Raw genomic sequence first — 16,711 nt, 5'->3', positions numbered from 1 at the left:
AGCAAACACAACGGCTCCAACGGCACCACAGGCCGTTTGCGGCCGAAAGCGCCCCGGCCGTGAGCGATGACGGCGAGTTCCGCGTCCGGCCGGGCAAGGCCAAGCGCAGCAAGGCGCAGGGCCGCAATGCCCGTGGTCTGGTCGCCGAGGTGCTCCGCGTCGCCGCGATCCATAGCGGCGGCCGACGTGGCGGCGCCAGCGGGGCGCGCCGGGGCGCGCAATCGACCTTCGGCCGGGGACGCACCGCTTTCGCCCGCAGCCGCCTGTTCGGCTCGGGCCGGCGCGTGATGGTCAAGATGCTGCCCGTGACCACCCGCAGCCGGGGCGGCCGGCGCTCGGCGCCGCTATCCGCGCACGTCGCTTATTTGAAGCGCGAAGGCGTCACCCGCGACGGCTCGCCGACGCGGATGTTCGACGCGGCCGGCGACAACGCAGACGATCGCGGTTTCACCGAGCGGTGCAAGGATGACCGGCACCATTTCCGCGTCATCATATCGCCGGAGGATGCCGCCGAGCTGACCGACCTGCGCGAATACACCCGCGACCTGATGCGGCAGATGGAGGCGGACCTGGGTACGCGGCTCGATTGGGTCGCGGTCGATCACTGGAACACCGACAATCCGCATGTCCACTTGCTCGTGCGCGGCGTTACCGATCAGGGTGCCGATCTCGTCATCTCCCGCGACTACATCAGCCACAATCTCCGCTCGCGCGCGCAAGACCTGGCCTTCGCCGAACTAGGGCCGAAGCCCGAGAATGAGGTGCAGCGCGCGCTCGACCGCGAGGTGACGGCGGAACGCTGGACTCGGCTCGATTCTGAGATCCAGCATTCCGCCGACGAGCTGGGCGTGATCGACCTGCGCCCCGAGCGGCCCGGCCCCGACGATCCGCGGCTCCGCCGCCTGATGGTCGGGCGGTTGCAGCATCTGGAAACGATGGGGCTCGCAGCCGAAGGGGATACCGGCCAGTGGGCGGTCGCGGAAGGTGCGGCGGCGAAGCTGCGCGAGCTGGGCACGCGCGGCGACATCATTCGCACGATCGGCGCGGCGCTGCGTGAGCATGGTCAGGACCGGCCGCTCGACAGCTACGCCGTCGTCACTAGCGCGCCCCAGAAGCCGATCGCGGGTCGGCTGATCGACAAGGGTTTGCATGACGAGCTGTATGGCGCGGCCTATGTCGTGATCGACGGCACGGACGGCCGCACCCACCATGTCCGGCTGCCCGGCATCGAGGCGCTGGAGCATAGCCCCAAGCTCGGCGCCATCGTCGAGCTGCGCGGCGTCGACCGGCCTGGCGAAGAGAGGCCGACCCTCCTGCTCGCCACGCGATCGGATCTCGACCTCGCCGCGCAGGTCAAAGCGCCCGGCGCGACCTGGCTGGACCACAGGCTGATCGAGCGCGGCGCAAGCGTCGCCGATGGCGGGTTCGGCGCGGAGGTGCGGCGCGCGATGGACGCGCGCACCGACCATCTCGTCAAGGAAGGGCTGGCCCGCCGCTTCGGCGAGCGGACGGTGTTCGAGCGCGGGATGCTCGACACGCTCCGTAAGCGCGAGTTGGACGCGGTTGCCGCGAAGATCGCGGGCGAGACCGGGCTTGCCTATCGACCCGCCGTCACCGGCGAAAAGATCGCCGGCGTCGTGCGCCAGCGCCTCACGCTCGCGTCCGGCCGCTTCGCCATGATCGACGACGGGCTCGGCTTCCGGCTCGTGCCGTGGGCCAGCACCCTCGAACAGCAGCTTGGCCGTCAGGTGTCGGGAGTCGTCCGCGCCGGCGGCGGCATCGACTGGACGCTGAGCCGCAAGCGCGGCCTCGGCATCTGAAAACAGGAGACATCCATGTCCGCGACCAAGATACTCTGGGGCCAGATCATCATCGTGTTCCTGATCGTGCTCGCTGGGGTGTGGGGCGCGACGCAGTGGACCGCCGCCGCGCTCGCCTACCAGCCCGAGCTGGGGCGGCCGTGGTTCGTGGCGTTCGGCTGGCGCGTCTATCCGCCGCCCGCCTTCTTCTGGTGGTGGTTCAGCTTCGACGCCTATGCGCCCAACATATTCCTGACAGGCGCCTATATCGCCGCGTCGGGCGGGTTCGTGTCGATCGCCGCCGCCATCGGCATGTCGGTGTGGCGCGCGCGCGAGCTGAAGAACGCCGAGACTTACGGCTCGGCGCGCTGGGCGACCGAGCGCGAAGTTCATGCGGCCGGGTTGCTGGGGCCAAACGGAGTCGTGCTCGGCAGGCTCGCCCGCGACTATCTCCGCCACGACGGTCCCGAGCATGTGCTGTGCTTCGCCCCGACGCGAAGCGGCAAGGGCGTCGGCCTGGTCGTGCCGTCGCTGCTGACTTGGCCAGCATCGGCGATCGTCCACGACATCAAGGGCGAGAACTGGACGCTGACCGCCGGTTTTCGCGCGCGGCACGGCCGCGTGCTGCTGTTCGATCCGACCAATGCCGAGTCGGCCGCCTACAACCCGTTGCTGGAGGTGCGGCGGGGCCAATGGGAAGTGCGCGACGTGCAGAATGTCGCCGACGTTCTGGTCGATCCCGAAGGCTCGCTGGAGCGCCGAAACCACTGGGAAAAAACGAGCCATAGCTTGCTGGTCGGCGCGATCCTCCACGTCCTCTATGCCGAGGCGGACAAGACCCTGGCCGGCGTCGCCGGATTCCTGTCCGACCCGGCGCGCACGATCGAGCAGACGCTGGCGGCGATGATGGCTACGCCGCACTTAGGCGAAGCAGGTGTGCATCCCGTCGTCGCCAGCGCCGCGCGCGAGCTGCTGAACAAATCCGACAACGAGCGGTCAGGCGTGCTCAGCACGGCCATGTCGTTCCTCGGCCTATACCGCGATCCCGTCGTGGCGCAGGTCACGCGGGCCTGCCAGTGGCGCATATCGGATCTGGTCGAGGGCGATCGGCCGGCAACGCTGTATCTGGTCGTGCCGCCCAGCGACATCTCGCGGACCAAACCGCTGATCCGCCTCATCCTCAACCAGATCGGGCGCCGGCTGACCGAGGAGCTGACCCCGAAGGGCAATCGCCATCGCGTATTGCTAATGTTGGACGAGTTTCCCGCGCTCGGCCGCCTCGACTTCTTCGAGTCCGCCTTGGCGTTCATGGCGGGCTACGGACTGAAAGCGTTCCTGATCGCGCAGTCGCTCAATCAGATTGAGAAGGCTTACGGCCCGAACAACGCAATCCTCGACAACTGCCATGTCCGCGTGAGCTTCGCCACCAACGACGAGCGCACCGCCAAGCGCGTGTCCGATGCGCTCGGCACCGCGACCGAGATGCGGGCGATGAAGAACTATGCCGGGCATCGCCTGTCGCCGTGGCTCGGGCATTTGATGGTGTCGCGGTCGGAGACCGCCCGGCAGCTCCTCACCCCCGGCGAAGTGATGCAGCTCCCGCCCTACGACGAGATCGTCATGGTGGCGGGCGTCCATCCGATCCGGGCGAAAAAGGCTCGCTATTTTCAGGACCGGCGGCTCGCCGAGCGGGTCGCAGCGCCGCCCACGTCCGTCACCGCCGCGATCCGCTCCGACGATTGGACAGGGCGGCAGGCGACGGCCGATCCGAAGCAGGTCGCGCGCATTGTCCGCGATGCGGAAGATGCGGCCAATGGCGGCCTGCGCCGAGAGCCCGAGCTGCCCGAGCATGTCGCCATTGTGCCCGAGACGACCGCGCCGCCCGCGCAGGAGTTTTCGATCGTCGATGACGAGCAGGACGACGCGGCCCGGCAGGCGGCCGTGCGCCGCCGGATGCAGGGCATTGCGCGTCAGGCGTCGCTCGATCCGGGCGACGGCATCGAACTGTAGGAGGCCGCCATGCGGACCCGGCTCAACGTCTACTTCCCGCCCGCGCTCGCCAAACAGGTTGACGAACTGGCGATCCGGCGGCGCATATCACGCTCGGCGATCGTGGAGGCTGCCGTGGCGTCCTACCTGTCGCCGGACGGCGCCGACCGGATGGAGGCCGCTTTTGCGCGACGGCTCGACCGTCTGTCGCGTCAGGTCCAGCGGCTTGAACGCAACACGGGCCTTTCGACCGAGGCGCTCGCGTTGTTCGTCCGCTTCTGGCTGTCCGTGACGCCGCCGCTGCCGGATGAGGATCAGGCGGCTGCGCAGGTGAAGGGGCGCAAGCGCTACGAGGGTTTCATCGAGACGCTCGGTCGGCGATACGCCAGCGGCAAGAGCCTGTTCGATGAAATTCCCGAGGATGTCTGGCCGAAGCCCATCGGCAACGCAGAATGATGAAAGAGTTCGGACCGGGTTGAAGATCGCTCGCAGGAAACCGTCCAGCAGGCGACGTTCAATACGGGTTTAGCATTACTCAATAGCCGTCTTAGCGGCCCTTGGTTACACTCGAATGGCAGGGAGATATGATGCGCATTCCGGATTATCCGTCAGCCGATTCCACACGCTGGTCAAAGGTCGATGAATATTTTGCCGATCTGCTCGCTCCCACGGATGACCACCTTCGCGCAACCTTGAAAGAAAATGACGCGAGTGGCCTGCCCGCGCATGACGTCTCCGCCACTCAGGGAAAGATGCTCGGCCTATTCGCTCGCATGGTTGGCGCCAAACGGATATTGGAGATCGGAACGCTCGGCGCTTACAGCACGATTTGGATGGCCCGCGCGCTGCCTCCTGGCGGTAAGGTCGTGACGATAGAATTCAACGAAACGCATGCCGGTGCAGCGCGCCGGAACATCGAGCGTGCCGGTTTGAACGACGTGATTGATCTCCATGTCGGTAAGGCGCTTGATATTCTGCCGACGCTGGCTGCCCCCTTCGACATGATCTTTATTGATGCGGACAAACCCAACAATCCGCATTACATTCGTTGGGCGCTTCAGCTCTCCCGCCCCGGCACCATCATCGTCGGCGATAACGTGGTCCGTGGGGGAGCGGTCGCCGATCCGGCCAGTGACGACGCGAATGTTAAGGGCGTCCGCGAGTTCCTTGAGATTATTGCGAGCGAGCCTCGCCTTGATGCAACGGCGATTCAGACCGTCGGTGAAAAGGGTTGGGATGGATTTTCACTGGCGATAGTTCGCGAGTGATCGAAGCTTTTCATGCTTATTCGTCTGTTTGAACCCCTTGACGCTGATTCGCTCGCAACCCTGTTTCACGCATCCGTCCATGAGGCTGGTATTCGCGACTATTCTGCCGAACAGGTTTGGGCTTGGAGCCCATCGAAGCCCGATCCCCAGAGGTATTTGCAACAAGCTCAAGATCGAACAATCTTAGTCGCGATAGACAATGACGGCCGACCCGTCGGTTATGGCAATTTAGAACCAGACGGACACATGGACCATCTTTACTGCCGCCCTGATATGATCGGAGTGGGTGTGGGGTTAGGAATTTGCGCCGCGATAGAAACTGTCGCGAGAAAAGCAGGCATCAAGCTATTGTTCGTTGAGGCTAGCGAAGGCGCTCGCCGTCTCTTTGAACGTCGCGGCTTCATTCTCGAAGCTCGAAACGAATTCGCGATCAACGGTGTGATGATTCACGATTACCGTATGTCAAAATGGATAGCCTGACACAAGAATTCGAATGTCAGCTTCCTTGTTGGTCCGGCGTGAAAACCACCAATTTCTGCTCCATCTGCCGTTCCGAATCGACCCGCAGTTCCGTCGCTGGACTTTGATTCGACGTTACCACTCCCGGTATGATGGAGGCGAATGGCAGACGGTCGATAAGTCATCATCGCCGCCGGCACGTATTTGCCGCCGCTACTACTACGCCTTCGACTGACTGTTGCGTCGGCTGAGTTTCTGTCTCTCTTGATGTGCTCCTGACGCCGGGCGGCGGTTCGCCCGGCCCAATCCAGGGGCCGATCCTTGACCGTCCAGCCAATCCGATCCGAAGCCAAGACACGCAGCGCGCGGATGCTGCGCACGGCGCTGGGCGCGTCGATCGCGGCTTGGCTCGACGATCCGGCCGTCATCGAAGTGATGCTGAACCCGGACGGCCGGCTGTGGCTCGATCGGCTCGGCGAAGGCATCAGCAATACGGGTGAGCTGCTGAGCGCTGCCGACGGCGAGCGCATCGTCCGCCTAGTCGCGCACCATGTCGGCATCGAGGTTCACGCCCGATCTCCGCGCGTCTCGGCCGAGCTGCCGGAAGGAGGTGAGCGGTTCGAGGGGTTGCTGCCGCCCGTCGTCGCCGCGCCGGCCTTCGCGATCCGCAAGCCCGCTGTCGCCGTGTTCACGCTCGACGACTACGCGGCTTCGGGGATCATGTCGGCGGCCGAAGCTGAGGCGTTGCACCACGGCGTCGAGAGCCGCGCCAACATCCTCGTCGCGGGCGGCACCGGCGCGGGCAAGACCACGTTGGTCAACGCGCTATTGGCGGAAGTCGCCAAGACCACCGACCGCATCGTCCTGATCGAAGATACGCGCGAGCTGCAATGCGCCGCGCCTAACCTTGTCGCCATGCGGACCAAGGATGGCGTGGTGTCGCTGTCCGAGCTGGTCCGCTCGTCGCTGCGTCTGCGCCCCGACCGCATTCCCATCGGCGAGGTGCGCGGCGCCGAGGCGCTCGACCTCATCAAAGCCTGGGGCACCGGCCATCCCGGCGGGGTCGGCACGATCCACGCCGGCACTGCGCTCGGCGCGCTGCGCCGAATGGAGCAGCTCATCCAGGAGGCGGTCGTCACGGTCCCGCGCGCGCTAATCGCCGAGACCATCGACATGATCGCCGTGCTGGTCCGCGACGCGCACGGACGCCGCCTGACCGAGCTGGCCCGCGTCGATGGGCTCGACCCCGCAACTGGCGACTACCGCCTCGCACCGCTCACCACCCCCCAAGCCGGAGACCTGCCATGATCCATGCCCTTCGGCATGGCGCACGCCGCGCCATGCTCACCGCCACCGCCAGCGTGATCGCGCTGACCTTCTCCGTTCCGGCCCATGCCGGCGGCTCGTCGATGCCGTGGGAAGCGCCGCTCCAGTCGATCCTCGAAAGCATCGAAGGGCCGGTAGCGAAGATCATCGCCGTCATCATTATCATCGTGACCGGCCTGACGCTGGCGTTCGGCGACACGTCGGGCGGCTCGCGCCGGCTGATCCAGATCGTGTTCGGCCTTTCTATCGCGTTCGCCGCGTCGAGCTTCTTCCTGTCGTTCTTCTCGTTCGGCGGTGGAGCGCTGATCGCATGAACGGCGCGGCCGATCATGGCGAACCGATCACGGGCTATTTCGCCCCGGTCCACCGGGCGTTGACCGAGCAGATATTGCTCGGCGGCGCCCCGCGCTCGCTCGCCATCGTCAACGGGACGCTGGCGGGCGCGGTCGGCCTCGGCCTGCGCCTGTGGATCGCCGGCCTGGTCATCTGGGCCGTCGGCCACGGGCTGTCCGTATGGGCCGCCCGCCGCGACCCGCAATTCGTGGACGTGGCCCGGCGTCACCTCCGCTACCCAACATGGATGCGGCCATGATGAGCTTGCGCGAATATCGCAGCAAAGCTGCGAACCTGCCCGACTTCCTGCCCTGGGCCGCGCTGGTCGGCGAAGGCGTGGTGCTGAACAAGGACGGTTCCTTCCAGCGCACCGCGCGGTTCCGCGGCCCCGATCTCGACAGCGCGACGCAGACCGAGCTGGTCGTCACGACCGCGAGGTTGAACAACTCGCTTCGCCGGCTCGGCTCCGGCTGGGCGATCTTCGTCGAGGCGCAGCGCACGCCCGCGCTCGACTATCCGGAAGACCACTTTCCCGATCCCGTGTCGTCGCTGGTCGAGTTCGAGCGCCGCGAACAGTTCCGCGAGGAGGGCGCGCATTTCGAGAGCCGCTATTTCCTCACCCTGCTGTGGATGCCAGCTGCCGAGGAAGCGGCTCGCGCGGAAGGCTGGCTCTACGAGGGCCGTTCCACCAGCGGCGTCGATCCGTGGGAGCTGCTTAAGGGCTTCACAGACCGCAGCGACCGGGTGCTCAACCTGGTTGAAGGCTTCGTGCCCGAGGTCCGCTGGCTCGATGACGCCGAGACGCTGACCTATCTGCACAGCACGGTTTCGACGCGCCGCCAGCGCGTCCGCGTGCCGGAAACGCCGATGCACCTCGACGCGCTTTTGGCCGACGAGCCGCTGACCGGCGGGCTCGAACCGAAGCTAGGCGATCATCATCTCCGCACGCTCACCATCGTCGGTTTTCCCAGCGTCACGTTCCCCGGCTTGCTCGACGAGCTGAACCGGCTGGCTTTCGAATATCGCTGGGCAACCCGCGCGATCATGCTCGACAAAACCGACGCCACCAAGCTGCTGAGCCGCATCCGCCGCCAGTGGTTCGCCAAGCGCAAGTCCATCGCCGCGATCTTGAAGGAGGTGATGACCAACGAAGCGTCGGTCCTGATGGACAGCGACGCCTCGAACAAGGCGGCCGACGCCGACACCGCCCTGCAGGAGCTGGGCGCCGACTATGCCGGCATGGCCTATGTCACCGCGACGGTGACGGTATGGGACCGCGATCCCGCTATCGCCGCCGAGAAGCTGGGGCTGGTCGAGAAGGTCATCCAGGGCCGCGACTTCACCGTGATCCCCGAGGGTATGAACGCGATCGAGGCGTGGCTGGGGAGTCTTCCCGGCCATGTTTACGCCAATGTCCGCCAACCCCCGATTTCCACCATCAATCTCGCCCACCTGATCCCCCTGTCAGCGGTATGGGCGGGGCCGGAACGGGACGAGCATTTCGGTGCGCCCCCCTTGCTCTATGGCATGACCGAAGGCTCGACCCCGTTCCGGTTTTCCCTTCACGTCGGCGACGTCGGCCACACACTGATCGTCGGGCCGACCGGCGCCGGCAAATCGGTGCTGCTCGCCCTCATGGCGATGCAGTTCCGCCGCTACGAACGGGCCCAAGTCTTCGCCTTCGATTTCGGCGGCAGCATCCGCGCTGCCGCGATCGGCATGGGCGGCGACTGGCAGGATCTCGGCGGGATGCTCGCCGAGGAGGCGGGCGATGGCGTCCAACTCCAGCCGCTCGCCCGCATCGACGATCCGGCCGAGCGCGCCTGGGCGGCCGAATGGCTGGCGGCGATCCTCGCGTCCGAAGGCGTCGCGGTCGATCCACAGGCCAAGGAGCATCTGTGGTCGGCGCTCGGCTCGCTTGCCAGTGCGCCCGTCCCGGAACGCACGCTGACCGGGCTCGCGGTGCTGCTCCAGAGCCAGCAGCTCAAGCAGGCGCTCGCCTCCTATTGCCTTGGCGGACCGTGGGGCCGGCTGCTCGATGCCGAGGCCGAACGGCTCGGCGAAGCGTCGGTGCAGGCGTTCGAGACCGAGGGTCTGGTCGGCGCCGGATCGGCTGCCGCGGTGCTGTCTTACCTGTTCCACCGGATCGAGGGCCGGCTGGAGGGCTCGCCAACGCTCATCATCATCGACGAGGGCTGGCTGGTCCTAGACAGCCCCGCCTTCGCCGCGCAGCTCCGCGAATGGCTGAAAACTTTGCGGAAGAAGAACGCCAGCGTGGTGTTCGCCACGCAGAGCCTCGCCGACATCGAGACCTCGAGCATCGCGCCGGCCATCATCGAGAGCTGCCCGACGCGCATCTTCCTGCCGAACGAGCGCGCGGCCGAGCCGCAGATCGCCGCCATCTACCAACGGTTCGGCCTCAACGCCCGCCAGATCGAAATCCTCAGCCGGGCCACGCCCAAGCGCGACTATTACTGCCAGTCGCGGCGCGGCAACCGGCTGTTCGAGCTGGGGCTGGGCGAGGTCGCGTTGGCCTTCACGGCCGCCTCTTCCAAGACCGATCAGCTCCGCATCGCCGAGCTGGTCGAGACCCACGGCCGCGAGCGCTTCGCCGCCGAATGGCTGCGCCATCGCGGCTTGGCCTGGGCGGTCGAGCTTCTTCCCGAACCCCAACCCGATCCGCTGGCCGGTCGCCGGGAAGATGCCGGCCAGCTCGACCTTGCCTTGAAGGACACGACCCCATGAAAATCTATATCCTGCGCCGCGCCATGCTGGCCGGCGCCATTGTCACGTCGGGCATGATCGGCATCACCGCCGCCACGCCGGCGCACGCTCAGTTCGGCGGGATCGTCTATGACCCCACCAACTATGCGCAGAACGTGCTGACGGCCGCGCGGTCGCTCCAGCAGGTCAACAACCAGATTCAGCAAATCCAGCAGCAGGCGACCAGCCTCATCAACGAGGCGCGCAACCTGGCCTCGCTGCCGTTCAGCTCGCTCCAGCAGTTGCAGCAGCAGGTGCAGCGCACCCAGCAGCTTCTCGGCGAGGCGCAGCGGATCGCCTACGACGTGCAGAACGTCCAGCAGGTGTTCGACGGCCGCTACAAGGGCGCTGCGCTCACCGGCACCCATGCGCAGATGGTCGCCAACGCTAACGCGCGCTGGGAGGATAGCGTCGGGGCGTTCGAGGACGCGCTGCGCGTTCAGGCCGGCGTCGTTGGCAACATCGACGGCGCGCGCACGACGATGGACGGTTTGGTCACGTCCAGCCAGTCGGCGACGGGTGCGCTTCAGGCGGCGCAGGCGGGCAACCAGCTTCTCGCGCTGCAATCGCAGCAGCTCGCGGACCTGACGGCGCTGCTCGCCGCGCAGGGCCGCGCGCAGGCGCTGGACTCGGCGCGCAACGCCGCCGTCGAAGCTGAGAGCCGCGAACGGCTCCGCCGCTTCCTGACGCGGTCTACCGGCTATCAGCCGGGCAACGCCCGCATGTTCCACGACTGATCGTCATGGACAGCAAGTTCCTCGCGCGCATCGGCGCCGTCATTTTCATCGCCATCGCCATCACGATGACGGCGATCGAGATGAGCCGCGCACCCGAACCCGCGCGCGCGGCGCCGGCGGCCGTCGCCGACACCTCGGCGACGGACCCGCTGCTGATCGAGCTGCGCCGCTGCCAGTCGATCGGCGCGGCCGGGGTAAGCGATCCCGACTGCCTGCGCGCCTGGGCCGAGAACCGTCGCCGGTTCCTCGCGCCCGGCGCGCGCGCCGCCGCCCGCATCGCTGAAGACTCTTCGGCACAGGAGAACTGACATGGGCGGCACCGGCGTCGTCGATCGCTTTCTGGATGTCTTCACCCGCTACATCGACAGCGGGTTCGGCCTGCTCGGCGGCGAGGTGGCGTTCATCGCCACCACCCTGATAGTCATCGACGTGACCCTGGCTGCGCTGTTCTGGACGTGGGGTGAAGGCGACGACATCATCGCCCGCCTCGTCAAGAAGACGCTGTTCGTAGGCGTCTTCGCCTACATCATCGGCAACTGGAACAGCCTGGCACGCATCGTCTTCGAGAGCTTCGCCGGGCTCGGCCTCAAAGCGTCGGGCACCGGCTTTACAGCCGCCGAACTGCTCCAGCCGGGCCGCGTCGCGCAAGTCGGGCTGGAGGCGGGTCAGCCGATCCTAGAATCCATTTCAGACTTGATGGGCTGGGTCGCATTCTTCGAAAACTTCATCCAGATCGCGGTGCTGCTGATCGCTTGGGTGCTCGTCATCCTCGCCTTCTTCATTCTGGCGATCCAGCTCTTTGTGACGCTGATCGAGTTCAAGCTGGCGACACTCGCCGGCTTCGTCCTCATCCCGTTCGGCCTGTTCGGCAAGACCGCCTTCATGGCCGAGCGCGTGCTGGGGCTGGTGATCTCGTCGGGCATCAAGGTGCTGGTGCTTGCTGTCATCGTCGGCATCGGCTCGACTTTGTTCGACGAGTTTCGCGCCGGTTTCGGCGGCGCGCAGCCCAGCATCGAGGACGCGATGGCCGTCGCGCTCGCTTCTCTCTGCCTTCTCGGCCTCGGCGTCTTCGGCCCGTCGATCGCCAACGGCATCGTCTCAGGCGGCCCGGCGCTTGGCGCAGGCGCTGCAGCGGGAACCGTGCTCGCATCCGGCGGCGCGCTTGTCGGTGGCGCCGCTGCCGCCCGCCTCGGCGCCGGCGCAGCGGCGGGCGCGGTCGGCGGCGCGGCGCGAGGCGCCGCGTTCACCTCGGGCGCAGCCAACAGCGCCTATGCGCTCGGTTCGGCCGGCAGGTCCGGCGCGTCCGCGGTGGCCGGCGGTGCTGCCGGCGTCGGCCAGGCGGCGGCCGGTGCGGCCATGTCACCGCTCCGCAAGGCGGCCGCCTCGCTCAAGGAAAGCTATCGCTCAGGCGGCCGCGCCGCCGTCACCGCAACGGGCGGGACCATTTCGGGCGGCAGCTCCACGCCGTCACCGGATGCACCGGCCGGCGCGCCCGCCTGGGCATCCGCGATGAAGAGCCGCCAGACCATGACCCACGGCGCGACCATCGCCGCCCACACGCTGCGCTCCGGCGATGGCGGCGGCAGCGGCGCGTCCGTCGACACCAGCCAGAAGGATTGATCCATGTTCAAGCGACCGAGCATCCGCTACGGCCAGACGCCCGAGCCGGCCACACCCTATCAGCGCGCGGCGCAGGCATGGGACGACCGCATCGGCTCCGCGCGCGTGCAGGCGAAGAACTGGCGGCTCGCCTTCTTCGGCACGCTGGCGCTATCGGGCGGGCTCGCCGGTGGCCTCATCTGGCAGTCGGCGCGCGGCCATATCGTGCCCTGGGTAGTGCAGGTCGATCGGCTTGGCGAAGCCCAGGCGGTTGCGCCGGCCGAGGCCGGCTACCGTCCCACCGACCCGCAGGTCGCGTTCCATCTCGCTCGCTTCATCGAGCAGGTCCGCGCGATCCCGGCCGATTCGGTGATCGTCCGTCAGAACTGGCTGCGGGCCTACGATTTCACGACCGATCGCGGTGCGCTCGCGCTCAACGACTATGCGCGTGCCAACGACCCGTTCGCCAATGTCGGAAGGGTGCAGATCGCGGTGGAGGTGTCGAGCGTCATCCGCGCCTCGCCCGACAGCTTCCGCATCGCCTGGATCGAGCGCCGCTATCAGGACGGCAGCCTCGCCGCCACCGAACGCTGGTCCGCGATGCTCACCATCGTCGTCCAGCCGCCGCGCACTCCTGACGCCCTGCGCAAGAATCCGCTCGGTGTTTTCGTCAATGCCCTCAACTGGTCGAAGGAGCTGTCGCAATGACTGGCATACCCATCCGCCTCGCGGCCACGGCCGCGCTGTTCGTTTCCGCATCCGCGCTCGCCGGCTGCGCCACCACGTCGGCCAGGCCGCCCGTGATCGCTTTTGACGATCCGCCCCCGGCGATCGTCGCGACGCCCGCGGCCGAGCCACCGCGCGCGGTCGAGATCGTGACCATCCCAGAACCACTGCCGCTGCCCGGCCAGTTGAAGCCGGTGACGGAGAACGCGCGGCCGCCAGAGCCCGCCGATCCGCGCCGCCGTGTCGGCAGCGCCAACGACGCCGCGCGCATCCAGCCTGTGCGCGACGGCTTCCTCAACGCTATTCAGCAATATCCGTGGACTGATGGTGCGCTCTATCAGGTCTATACCGCGCCCGGCCAGATTACCGACATCGCCTTGCAGGAAGGCGAGCAGCTCGTAGGGCCGGGGCCGGTCGCTGCTGGCGACACGGTGCGGTGGATCATCGGCGACACGGTGAGCGGTGGCGGCGCGACCGCGCGCGTGCATATCTTGGTGAAACCGACCCGGCCGGACCTCGCCACCAACCTCGTCATCAACACCGACCGGCGCACCTACCATGTGGAGCTGCGCGCCACGCCGGCGACCTACATGGCGTCCGTGTCCTGGACCTATCCGCAGGACCAGCTCATCGCCTTGCAAGGCCGCAACGCGGCTGCGGCTGCCGCTGCGCCGGCCGCGACAGGCGTGGACGTGACGGCGCTCAATTTCCGCTACCGGATCGAAGGCGACCGCGTGCCGTGGACGCCAAACCGGGCGTTCGACGACGGACGGCAGGTGTTCATCGAGTTTCCCGCCGGGATCTTGCAAGGCGAGATGCCGCCGCTATTCGTGACCGGTGCGCGGGGTGACGCGGAGCTGGTCAACTACCGTGTGCAAGGCCGCTACATGGTGGTCGATCGCCTGTTCGCCGCCGCCGAGCTGCGCCTGGGCGACCGCCGCACCGAACAGCGCGTCCGCATCGTGCGCGACGACGGACGGAGGGGGCGGCCGTGACCGATAGCCACGATGCGCCAGCCGAAGCGCGGCCGGAGTCGCAGGCCGCTCGCCCCGATCCCGCCGCGTTCCAGCTTCGCGGCGATCCGCCCCGCGTCATGCGGCTCTCCCGCAAGGCGCTCGCCGTCGTCGGGATTGCCGCCGGTCTCGGCATCGGCGGTTCGCTGATTTATGCGCTGCGGCCGACAGGCGATCGGGCCGCGCAGGAACTCTACAACACCGACAGCCGCGCCACGGCCGAGACCATCACGTCCGGCCCGCGCGATTACGCACAGGCGCCACGGCTTGGCCCGCCGCTTCCCGGCGACCTCGGCCGTCCGATCGTGTCGGCGCAGCAGCGTGGCGAGGACATCCCCGTGCCGCCGATCGGCGCGCAGCCCGGCCCGCCCGATCCGCGCGCGCAGGCGGCGGAAGCCGCCCGGCAGCGCGCGGCGCAGGAACGCGATGCGGCCCGCACCAGCTCGGTCTTTCTCGGCAGCGGCGGCCCGCGTGCGGGTGCGGAGCCGGTCTCGACGCCGGGCTTGCCGGCGCCTTCAGCGCAGGAACCGGACCAGCAGGCGGCGCAAGGCGACCAGGCCGGCAAGCGCGCATTCATGGCGCGGGCGTCCAACCAACGCACGGTCAGCGTCGAGCGGCTAACAGCGCCGGCATCGCCCAACATCGTGCTGGCCGGCAGTATCATCCCGGCTGCGCTCATCACCGGCGTCCGTTCGGACCTGCCCGGCCAGATCACCGCGCAGGTGACGGCCAATGTCTATGACAGCCCGACGGGGCGCATCCTACTTGTTCCGCAGGGCGCGCGGCTCATCGGCGAGTATGACAGCGAGATCGCCGCCGGACAGACCCGCGTGCTGCTCGCCTGGGATCGGCTCATCATGCCGGACGGCCGCTCGATCGTTCTCGAGCGCCAGCCCGGCGCCGACGGCGCGGGGTTAGCGGGGCTACAGGACCGCGTGAACCAGCATTGGGGCAATCTGCTCAAGGCGGCGGCCGTATCGACATTGCTCGGCGTAGGTGCCGAGCTTGGCGCGGACAGTGAAGACGACCTGACCCGTGCGCTGCGGCGCGGCTCGCAGGACACCATCAACCAGTCCGGCCAGCAGATCGTGCGGCGGCAGCTTAACGTGGAGCCGACGCTCGCCATCCGGCCAGGCCATCCGCTTCGCGTGATTCTGACTCGTGACCTCGTGCTCGAACCCATCGGAGGAACGCCATGACCAAGTTGAAGCTGGGGCCATTGGCCGACGACCGGCCCGTCAAGCTGACGGTCGAATTGCGCGCCGCTGTCCACCGCGATCTTGTCGCCTATGCCGCAGCGCTCGCGGCTGAGACCGGCGGGGACGCTATGGCACCTGAAAAGCTCGTCTCGCCCATGTTAGCGAAGTTCATGGCGAGCGATCGGGGATTTTCGCGGCGTCGCGGCGCTGCCAAAGGCTGAGCCCGTGCGTTCCCGTCAGTTACCCAAGAACCGCTTGCGGCGCTCCTGAGCCTCAACCTTAATTATCGCCTCTTCGGCGGTGGCACATTCGCCGCCGCGGACCGAGCCGTTGCGGCATCCGGCCACAACTTGCCGCGCCTCGTCGACATGCGCCACGAAGTACTGTGTGCCGCGCGCCTTGTTCAGCGCCGCTGCGGTGAGCGACCGGCTAGCGATAGCGACTTTTTGCGGCGTCGGTGCGATGACCGGCCGGAGGACAAACCCTCCCGCAAAACCGATCGCCAAGGTGGCGAGTAAGACAATGATTGTCTTGCATTCCGACATTGCGAAAACTCCAGCCGTTATTCTCCTAAGATGCTAAAGTTGCTTCTATAAATCAAAAGACAGCGCATAATGCGTCCGGATGAATCCAAGGAAGCGCCGCAGTGCCGGATTGCCGTTGTCGTCGCGCCACCAACCGGAATAGCCGGTCAGCGCCGGCCCCTGTTCGCCGTGTATCGGCCGATAGACGACATCGGGGTAGTGCGCACCGGTCGAACCTTCGCAGACGATGCTCACACCCGAACAACTGGCAAGAACGCTTAACACTGTTTCGCGGCTCGCCTGCTGCATTCGGATGTCGAGCTTACTGCCCGTGATCGCGACGCGCCCGAGCAGCATATCCCTTATCTCCGGGCCAGGATCGGCGGCAGGCAACAGGAAACGCTGGCCTCGAAGATCCGTCCAGTGAACCACGTCACGTTCCGCGAACGGATGGGTCGCGGGCAGCGCAACTAGCATCTGCTCGCTCCACAACGGCTTGCAGCGTAATCCGTTATGGCCGGTCGTGCCCATGAGAATAGCGATGTCGATTTCCCCGGTATCCAGGCCGGCGAGTAGAACACTCCGATCGGCTTCTACACACGCAACCTCCACGTCCGGATATGCGTCGCACCAGCTCATCAGCGTCGCCCGCAGATTGCCGGCGGAGACCGAGCTGTTGTGCCCTAGCATAAGGCCGCCCGCTCGACCTTGCCCAGCCGCTCGCATCATCGCCGCAAGTTTGTCCGCGGCGGCCACCATCGGCTTGGCGCCGCGAATGAATGCATTTCCGGCTAGAGTCGTCTTGACGCCAGCACGTGACCGCTCAAAAACTCGCATTCCGATAGCCCGCTCTAGCTTGGATATGTTCCGGCTGAGTGTCGATTGCTCGATATCGAGGGCGCGTGCTGCTCGGTAAAAGCTGCCATGATCTGCTGCCGCGATCGCATAGCGAAGTTGACGGATGTCAAAGGGCATT

18 protein-coding genes are annotated in these 16,711 nt (G+C 66.9%); 16 read left to right on the top strand and 2 right to left on the bottom strand.

All coding sequences use genetic code 11. The features are described from left to right. Nucleotides 1–59: 59 nt before the first annotated feature. From PMI04_RS14585 to PMI04_RS14510, 16 genes are all read left to right on the top strand, one after another. Nucleotides 60–1,820 carry a DUF3363 domain-containing protein gene (locus PMI04_RS14585; RefSeq protein WP_037486058.1) on the top strand — a complete coding sequence of 587 codons (1,761 nt, stop codon included), beginning with the start codon at nt 60–62 and terminating at the stop codon, nt 1,818–1,820. Between the two features lie 15 nt (nt 1,821–1,835). Continuing rightward, complete coding sequence (locus PMI04_RS14580; RefSeq protein ID WP_007708488.1) at nt 1,836–3,809, top strand: conjugal transfer protein TraG; 1,974 nt, start codon at nt 1,836–1,838, stop codon at nt 3,807–3,809. Between the two features lie 9 nt (nt 3,810–3,818). Further along, nucleotides 3,819–4,244 carry a CopG family transcriptional regulator gene (locus tag PMI04_RS14575; protein ID WP_007708489.1) on the top strand — a complete coding sequence of 142 codons (426 nt, stop codon included), beginning with the start codon at nt 3,819–3,821 and terminating at the stop codon, nt 4,242–4,244. Between the two features lie 128 nt (nt 4,245–4,372). Continuing rightward, nucleotides 4,373–5,056 (top strand): O-methyltransferase, encoded by a 684-nt coding sequence (locus PMI04_RS14570; RefSeq protein ID WP_238535899.1) that lies wholly within the window; start codon nt 4,373–4,375, stop codon nt 5,054–5,056. A gap of 12 nt (nt 5,057–5,068) precedes the next feature. Beyond that, complete coding sequence (locus tag PMI04_RS14565; RefSeq protein WP_037486060.1) at nt 5,069–5,536, top strand: GNAT family N-acetyltransferase; 468 nt, start codon at nt 5,069–5,071, stop codon at nt 5,534–5,536. Between the two features lie 300 nt (nt 5,537–5,836). Continuing rightward, on the top strand, nt 5,837–6,823 hold the full coding sequence (gene trbB, locus PMI04_RS14560; protein ID WP_007708492.1) for a P-type conjugative transfer ATPase TrbB: 987 nt from the start codon (nt 5,837–5,839) through the stop codon (nt 6,821–6,823). Beyond that, nucleotides 6,820–7,155, top strand: coding sequence for a TrbC/VirB2 family protein (locus PMI04_RS14555; protein WP_007708493.1), 336 nt, complete (start codon nt 6,820–6,822; stop codon nt 7,153–7,155). Before trbB ends, PMI04_RS14555 begins: the two co-directional genes overlap by 4 nt. Continuing rightward, nucleotides 7,152–7,433: a VirB3 family type IV secretion system protein gene (locus PMI04_RS14550; protein WP_007708494.1), complete on the top strand. Its 282-nt coding sequence runs from the start codon at nt 7,152–7,154 to the stop codon at nt 7,431–7,433. Before PMI04_RS14555 ends, PMI04_RS14550 begins: the two co-directional genes overlap by 4 nt. Continuing rightward, nucleotides 7,430–9,919 (top strand): conjugal transfer protein TrbE, encoded by a 2,490-nt coding sequence (gene trbE, locus PMI04_RS14545; RefSeq protein ID WP_007708495.1) that lies wholly within the window; start codon nt 7,430–7,432, stop codon nt 9,917–9,919. Before PMI04_RS14550 ends, trbE begins: the two co-directional genes overlap by 4 nt. After that, nucleotides 9,916–10,674: a P-type conjugative transfer protein TrbJ gene (trbJ, locus tag PMI04_RS14540; protein ID WP_007708496.1), complete on the top strand. Its 759-nt coding sequence runs from the start codon at nt 9,916–9,918 to the stop codon at nt 10,672–10,674. Before trbE ends, trbJ begins: the two co-directional genes overlap by 4 nt. Nucleotides 10,675–10,679: 5 nt before the next feature. Beyond that, nucleotides 10,680–10,982 carry a putative entry exclusion protein TrbK-alt gene (trbK-alt, locus tag PMI04_RS14535; protein WP_007708498.1) on the top strand — a complete coding sequence of 101 codons (303 nt, stop codon included), beginning with the start codon at nt 10,680–10,682 and terminating at the stop codon, nt 10,980–10,982. A 1-nt stretch (nt 10,983) separates the two neighbouring features. Beyond that, nucleotides 10,984–12,294, top strand: a complete 1,311-nt coding sequence (gene trbL, locus PMI04_RS14530; protein WP_283184789.1) for a P-type conjugative transfer protein TrbL — start codon at nt 10,984–10,986, stop codon at nt 12,292–12,294. Nucleotides 12,295–12,297: 3 nt separating this feature from the next. After that, nucleotides 12,298–12,981 (top strand): conjugal transfer protein TrbF, encoded by a 684-nt coding sequence (gene trbF, locus PMI04_RS14525; protein ID WP_007706999.1) that lies wholly within the window; start codon nt 12,298–12,300, stop codon nt 12,979–12,981. After that, nucleotides 12,978–13,994, top strand: coding sequence for a P-type conjugative transfer protein TrbG (gene trbG / locus PMI04_RS14520; protein WP_007706996.1), 1,017 nt, complete (start codon nt 12,978–12,980; stop codon nt 13,992–13,994). The genes trbF and trbG overlap by 4 nt, the downstream gene beginning before the upstream one ends. Then, nucleotides 13,991–15,211 carry a TrbI/VirB10 family protein gene (locus PMI04_RS14515; protein ID WP_007706993.1) on the top strand — a complete coding sequence of 407 codons (1,221 nt, stop codon included), beginning with the start codon at nt 13,991–13,993 and terminating at the stop codon, nt 15,209–15,211. The genes trbG and PMI04_RS14515 overlap by 4 nt, the downstream gene beginning before the upstream one ends. Further along, the gene (locus tag PMI04_RS14510; RefSeq protein ID WP_007706988.1) at nt 15,208–15,432 is read left to right on the top strand and encodes a DUF2274 domain-containing protein; all 225 of its coding nucleotides are present in this window, start codon (nt 15,208–15,210) and stop codon (nt 15,430–15,432) included. Before PMI04_RS14515 ends, PMI04_RS14510 begins: the two co-directional genes overlap by 4 nt. Nucleotides 15,433–15,447: 15 nt before the next feature. On the opposite strand, the gene PMI04_RS14505 is transcribed toward PMI04_RS14510, so the two are convergent. After that, nucleotides 15,448–15,756, bottom strand: coding sequence for a hypothetical protein (locus PMI04_RS14505; RefSeq protein ID WP_007706986.1), 309 nt, complete (start codon nt 15,754–15,756; stop codon nt 15,448–15,450). 45 nt (nt 15,757–15,801) lie between these two features. Further along, on the bottom strand, nt 15,802–16,710 hold the full coding sequence (locus tag PMI04_RS14500) for a LysR family transcriptional regulator (RefSeq protein ID WP_081490994.1): 909 nt from the start codon (nt 16,708–16,710) through the stop codon (nt 15,802–15,804). Between the last annotated feature and the right edge of the window lies 1 nt (nt 16,711).

The organism is Sphingobium sp. AP49 (genome assembly GCF_000281715.2).
Taxonomy (GTDB): domain Bacteria; phylum Pseudomonadota; class Alphaproteobacteria; order Sphingomonadales; family Sphingomonadaceae; genus Sphingobium.
Note: the sequence above shows the minus strand (reverse complement) of the source record. Positions and strands in the feature narration are given on the sequence as shown.

Bases quoted from the DNA above. Each gene is read 5' to 3' on its own strand.
- PMI04_RS14580 (WP_007708488.1), top strand. From the start codon at position 1,836: ATGTCCGCGACCAAGATACTCTGGGGCCAGATCATCATCGTGTTCCTG.
- PMI04_RS14575 (WP_007708489.1), top strand. From the start codon at position 3,819: ATGCGGACCCGGCTCAACGTCTACTTCCCGCCCGCGCTCGCCAAACAG.
- PMI04_RS14570 (WP_238535899.1), top strand. From the start codon at position 4,373: ATGATGCGCATTCCGGATTATCCGTCAGCCGATTCCACACGCTGGTCA.
- PMI04_RS14565 (WP_037486060.1), top strand. From the start codon at position 5,069: ATGCTTATTCGTCTGTTTGAACCCCTTGACGCTGATTCGCTCGCAACC.
- PMI04_RS14555 (WP_007708493.1), top strand. From the start codon at position 6,820: ATGATCCATGCCCTTCGGCATGGCGCACGCCGCGCCATGCTCACCGCC.
- PMI04_RS14550 (WP_007708494.1), top strand. From the start codon at position 7,152: ATGAACGGCGCGGCCGATCATGGCGAACCGATCACGGGCTATTTCGCC.
- trbE (WP_007708495.1), top strand. From the start codon at position 7,430: ATGATGAGCTTGCGCGAATATCGCAGCAAAGCTGCGAACCTGCCCGAC.
- trbJ (WP_007708496.1), top strand. From the start codon at position 9,916: ATGAAAATCTATATCCTGCGCCGCGCCATGCTGGCCGGCGCCATTGTC.
- trbK-alt (WP_007708498.1), top strand. From the start codon at position 10,680: ATGGACAGCAAGTTCCTCGCGCGCATCGGCGCCGTCATTTTCATCGCC.
- trbL (WP_283184789.1), top strand. From the start codon at position 10,984: ATGGGCGGCACCGGCGTCGTCGATCGCTTTCTGGATGTCTTCACCCGC.
- trbF (WP_007706999.1), top strand. From the start codon at position 12,298: ATGTTCAAGCGACCGAGCATCCGCTACGGCCAGACGCCCGAGCCGGCC.
- trbG (WP_007706996.1), top strand. From the start codon at position 12,978: ATGACTGGCATACCCATCCGCCTCGCGGCCACGGCCGCGCTGTTCGTT.
- PMI04_RS14510 (WP_007706988.1), top strand. From the start codon at position 15,208: ATGACCAAGTTGAAGCTGGGGCCATTGGCCGACGACCGGCCCGTCAAG.
- PMI04_RS14505 (WP_007706986.1), bottom strand. From the start codon at position 15,756: ATGTCGGAATGCAAGACAATCATTGTCTTACTCGCCACCTTGGCGATC.
- PMI04_RS14500 (WP_081490994.1), bottom strand. From the start codon at position 16,710: ATGCCCTTTGACATCCGTCAACTTCGCTATGCGATCGCGGCAGCAGAT.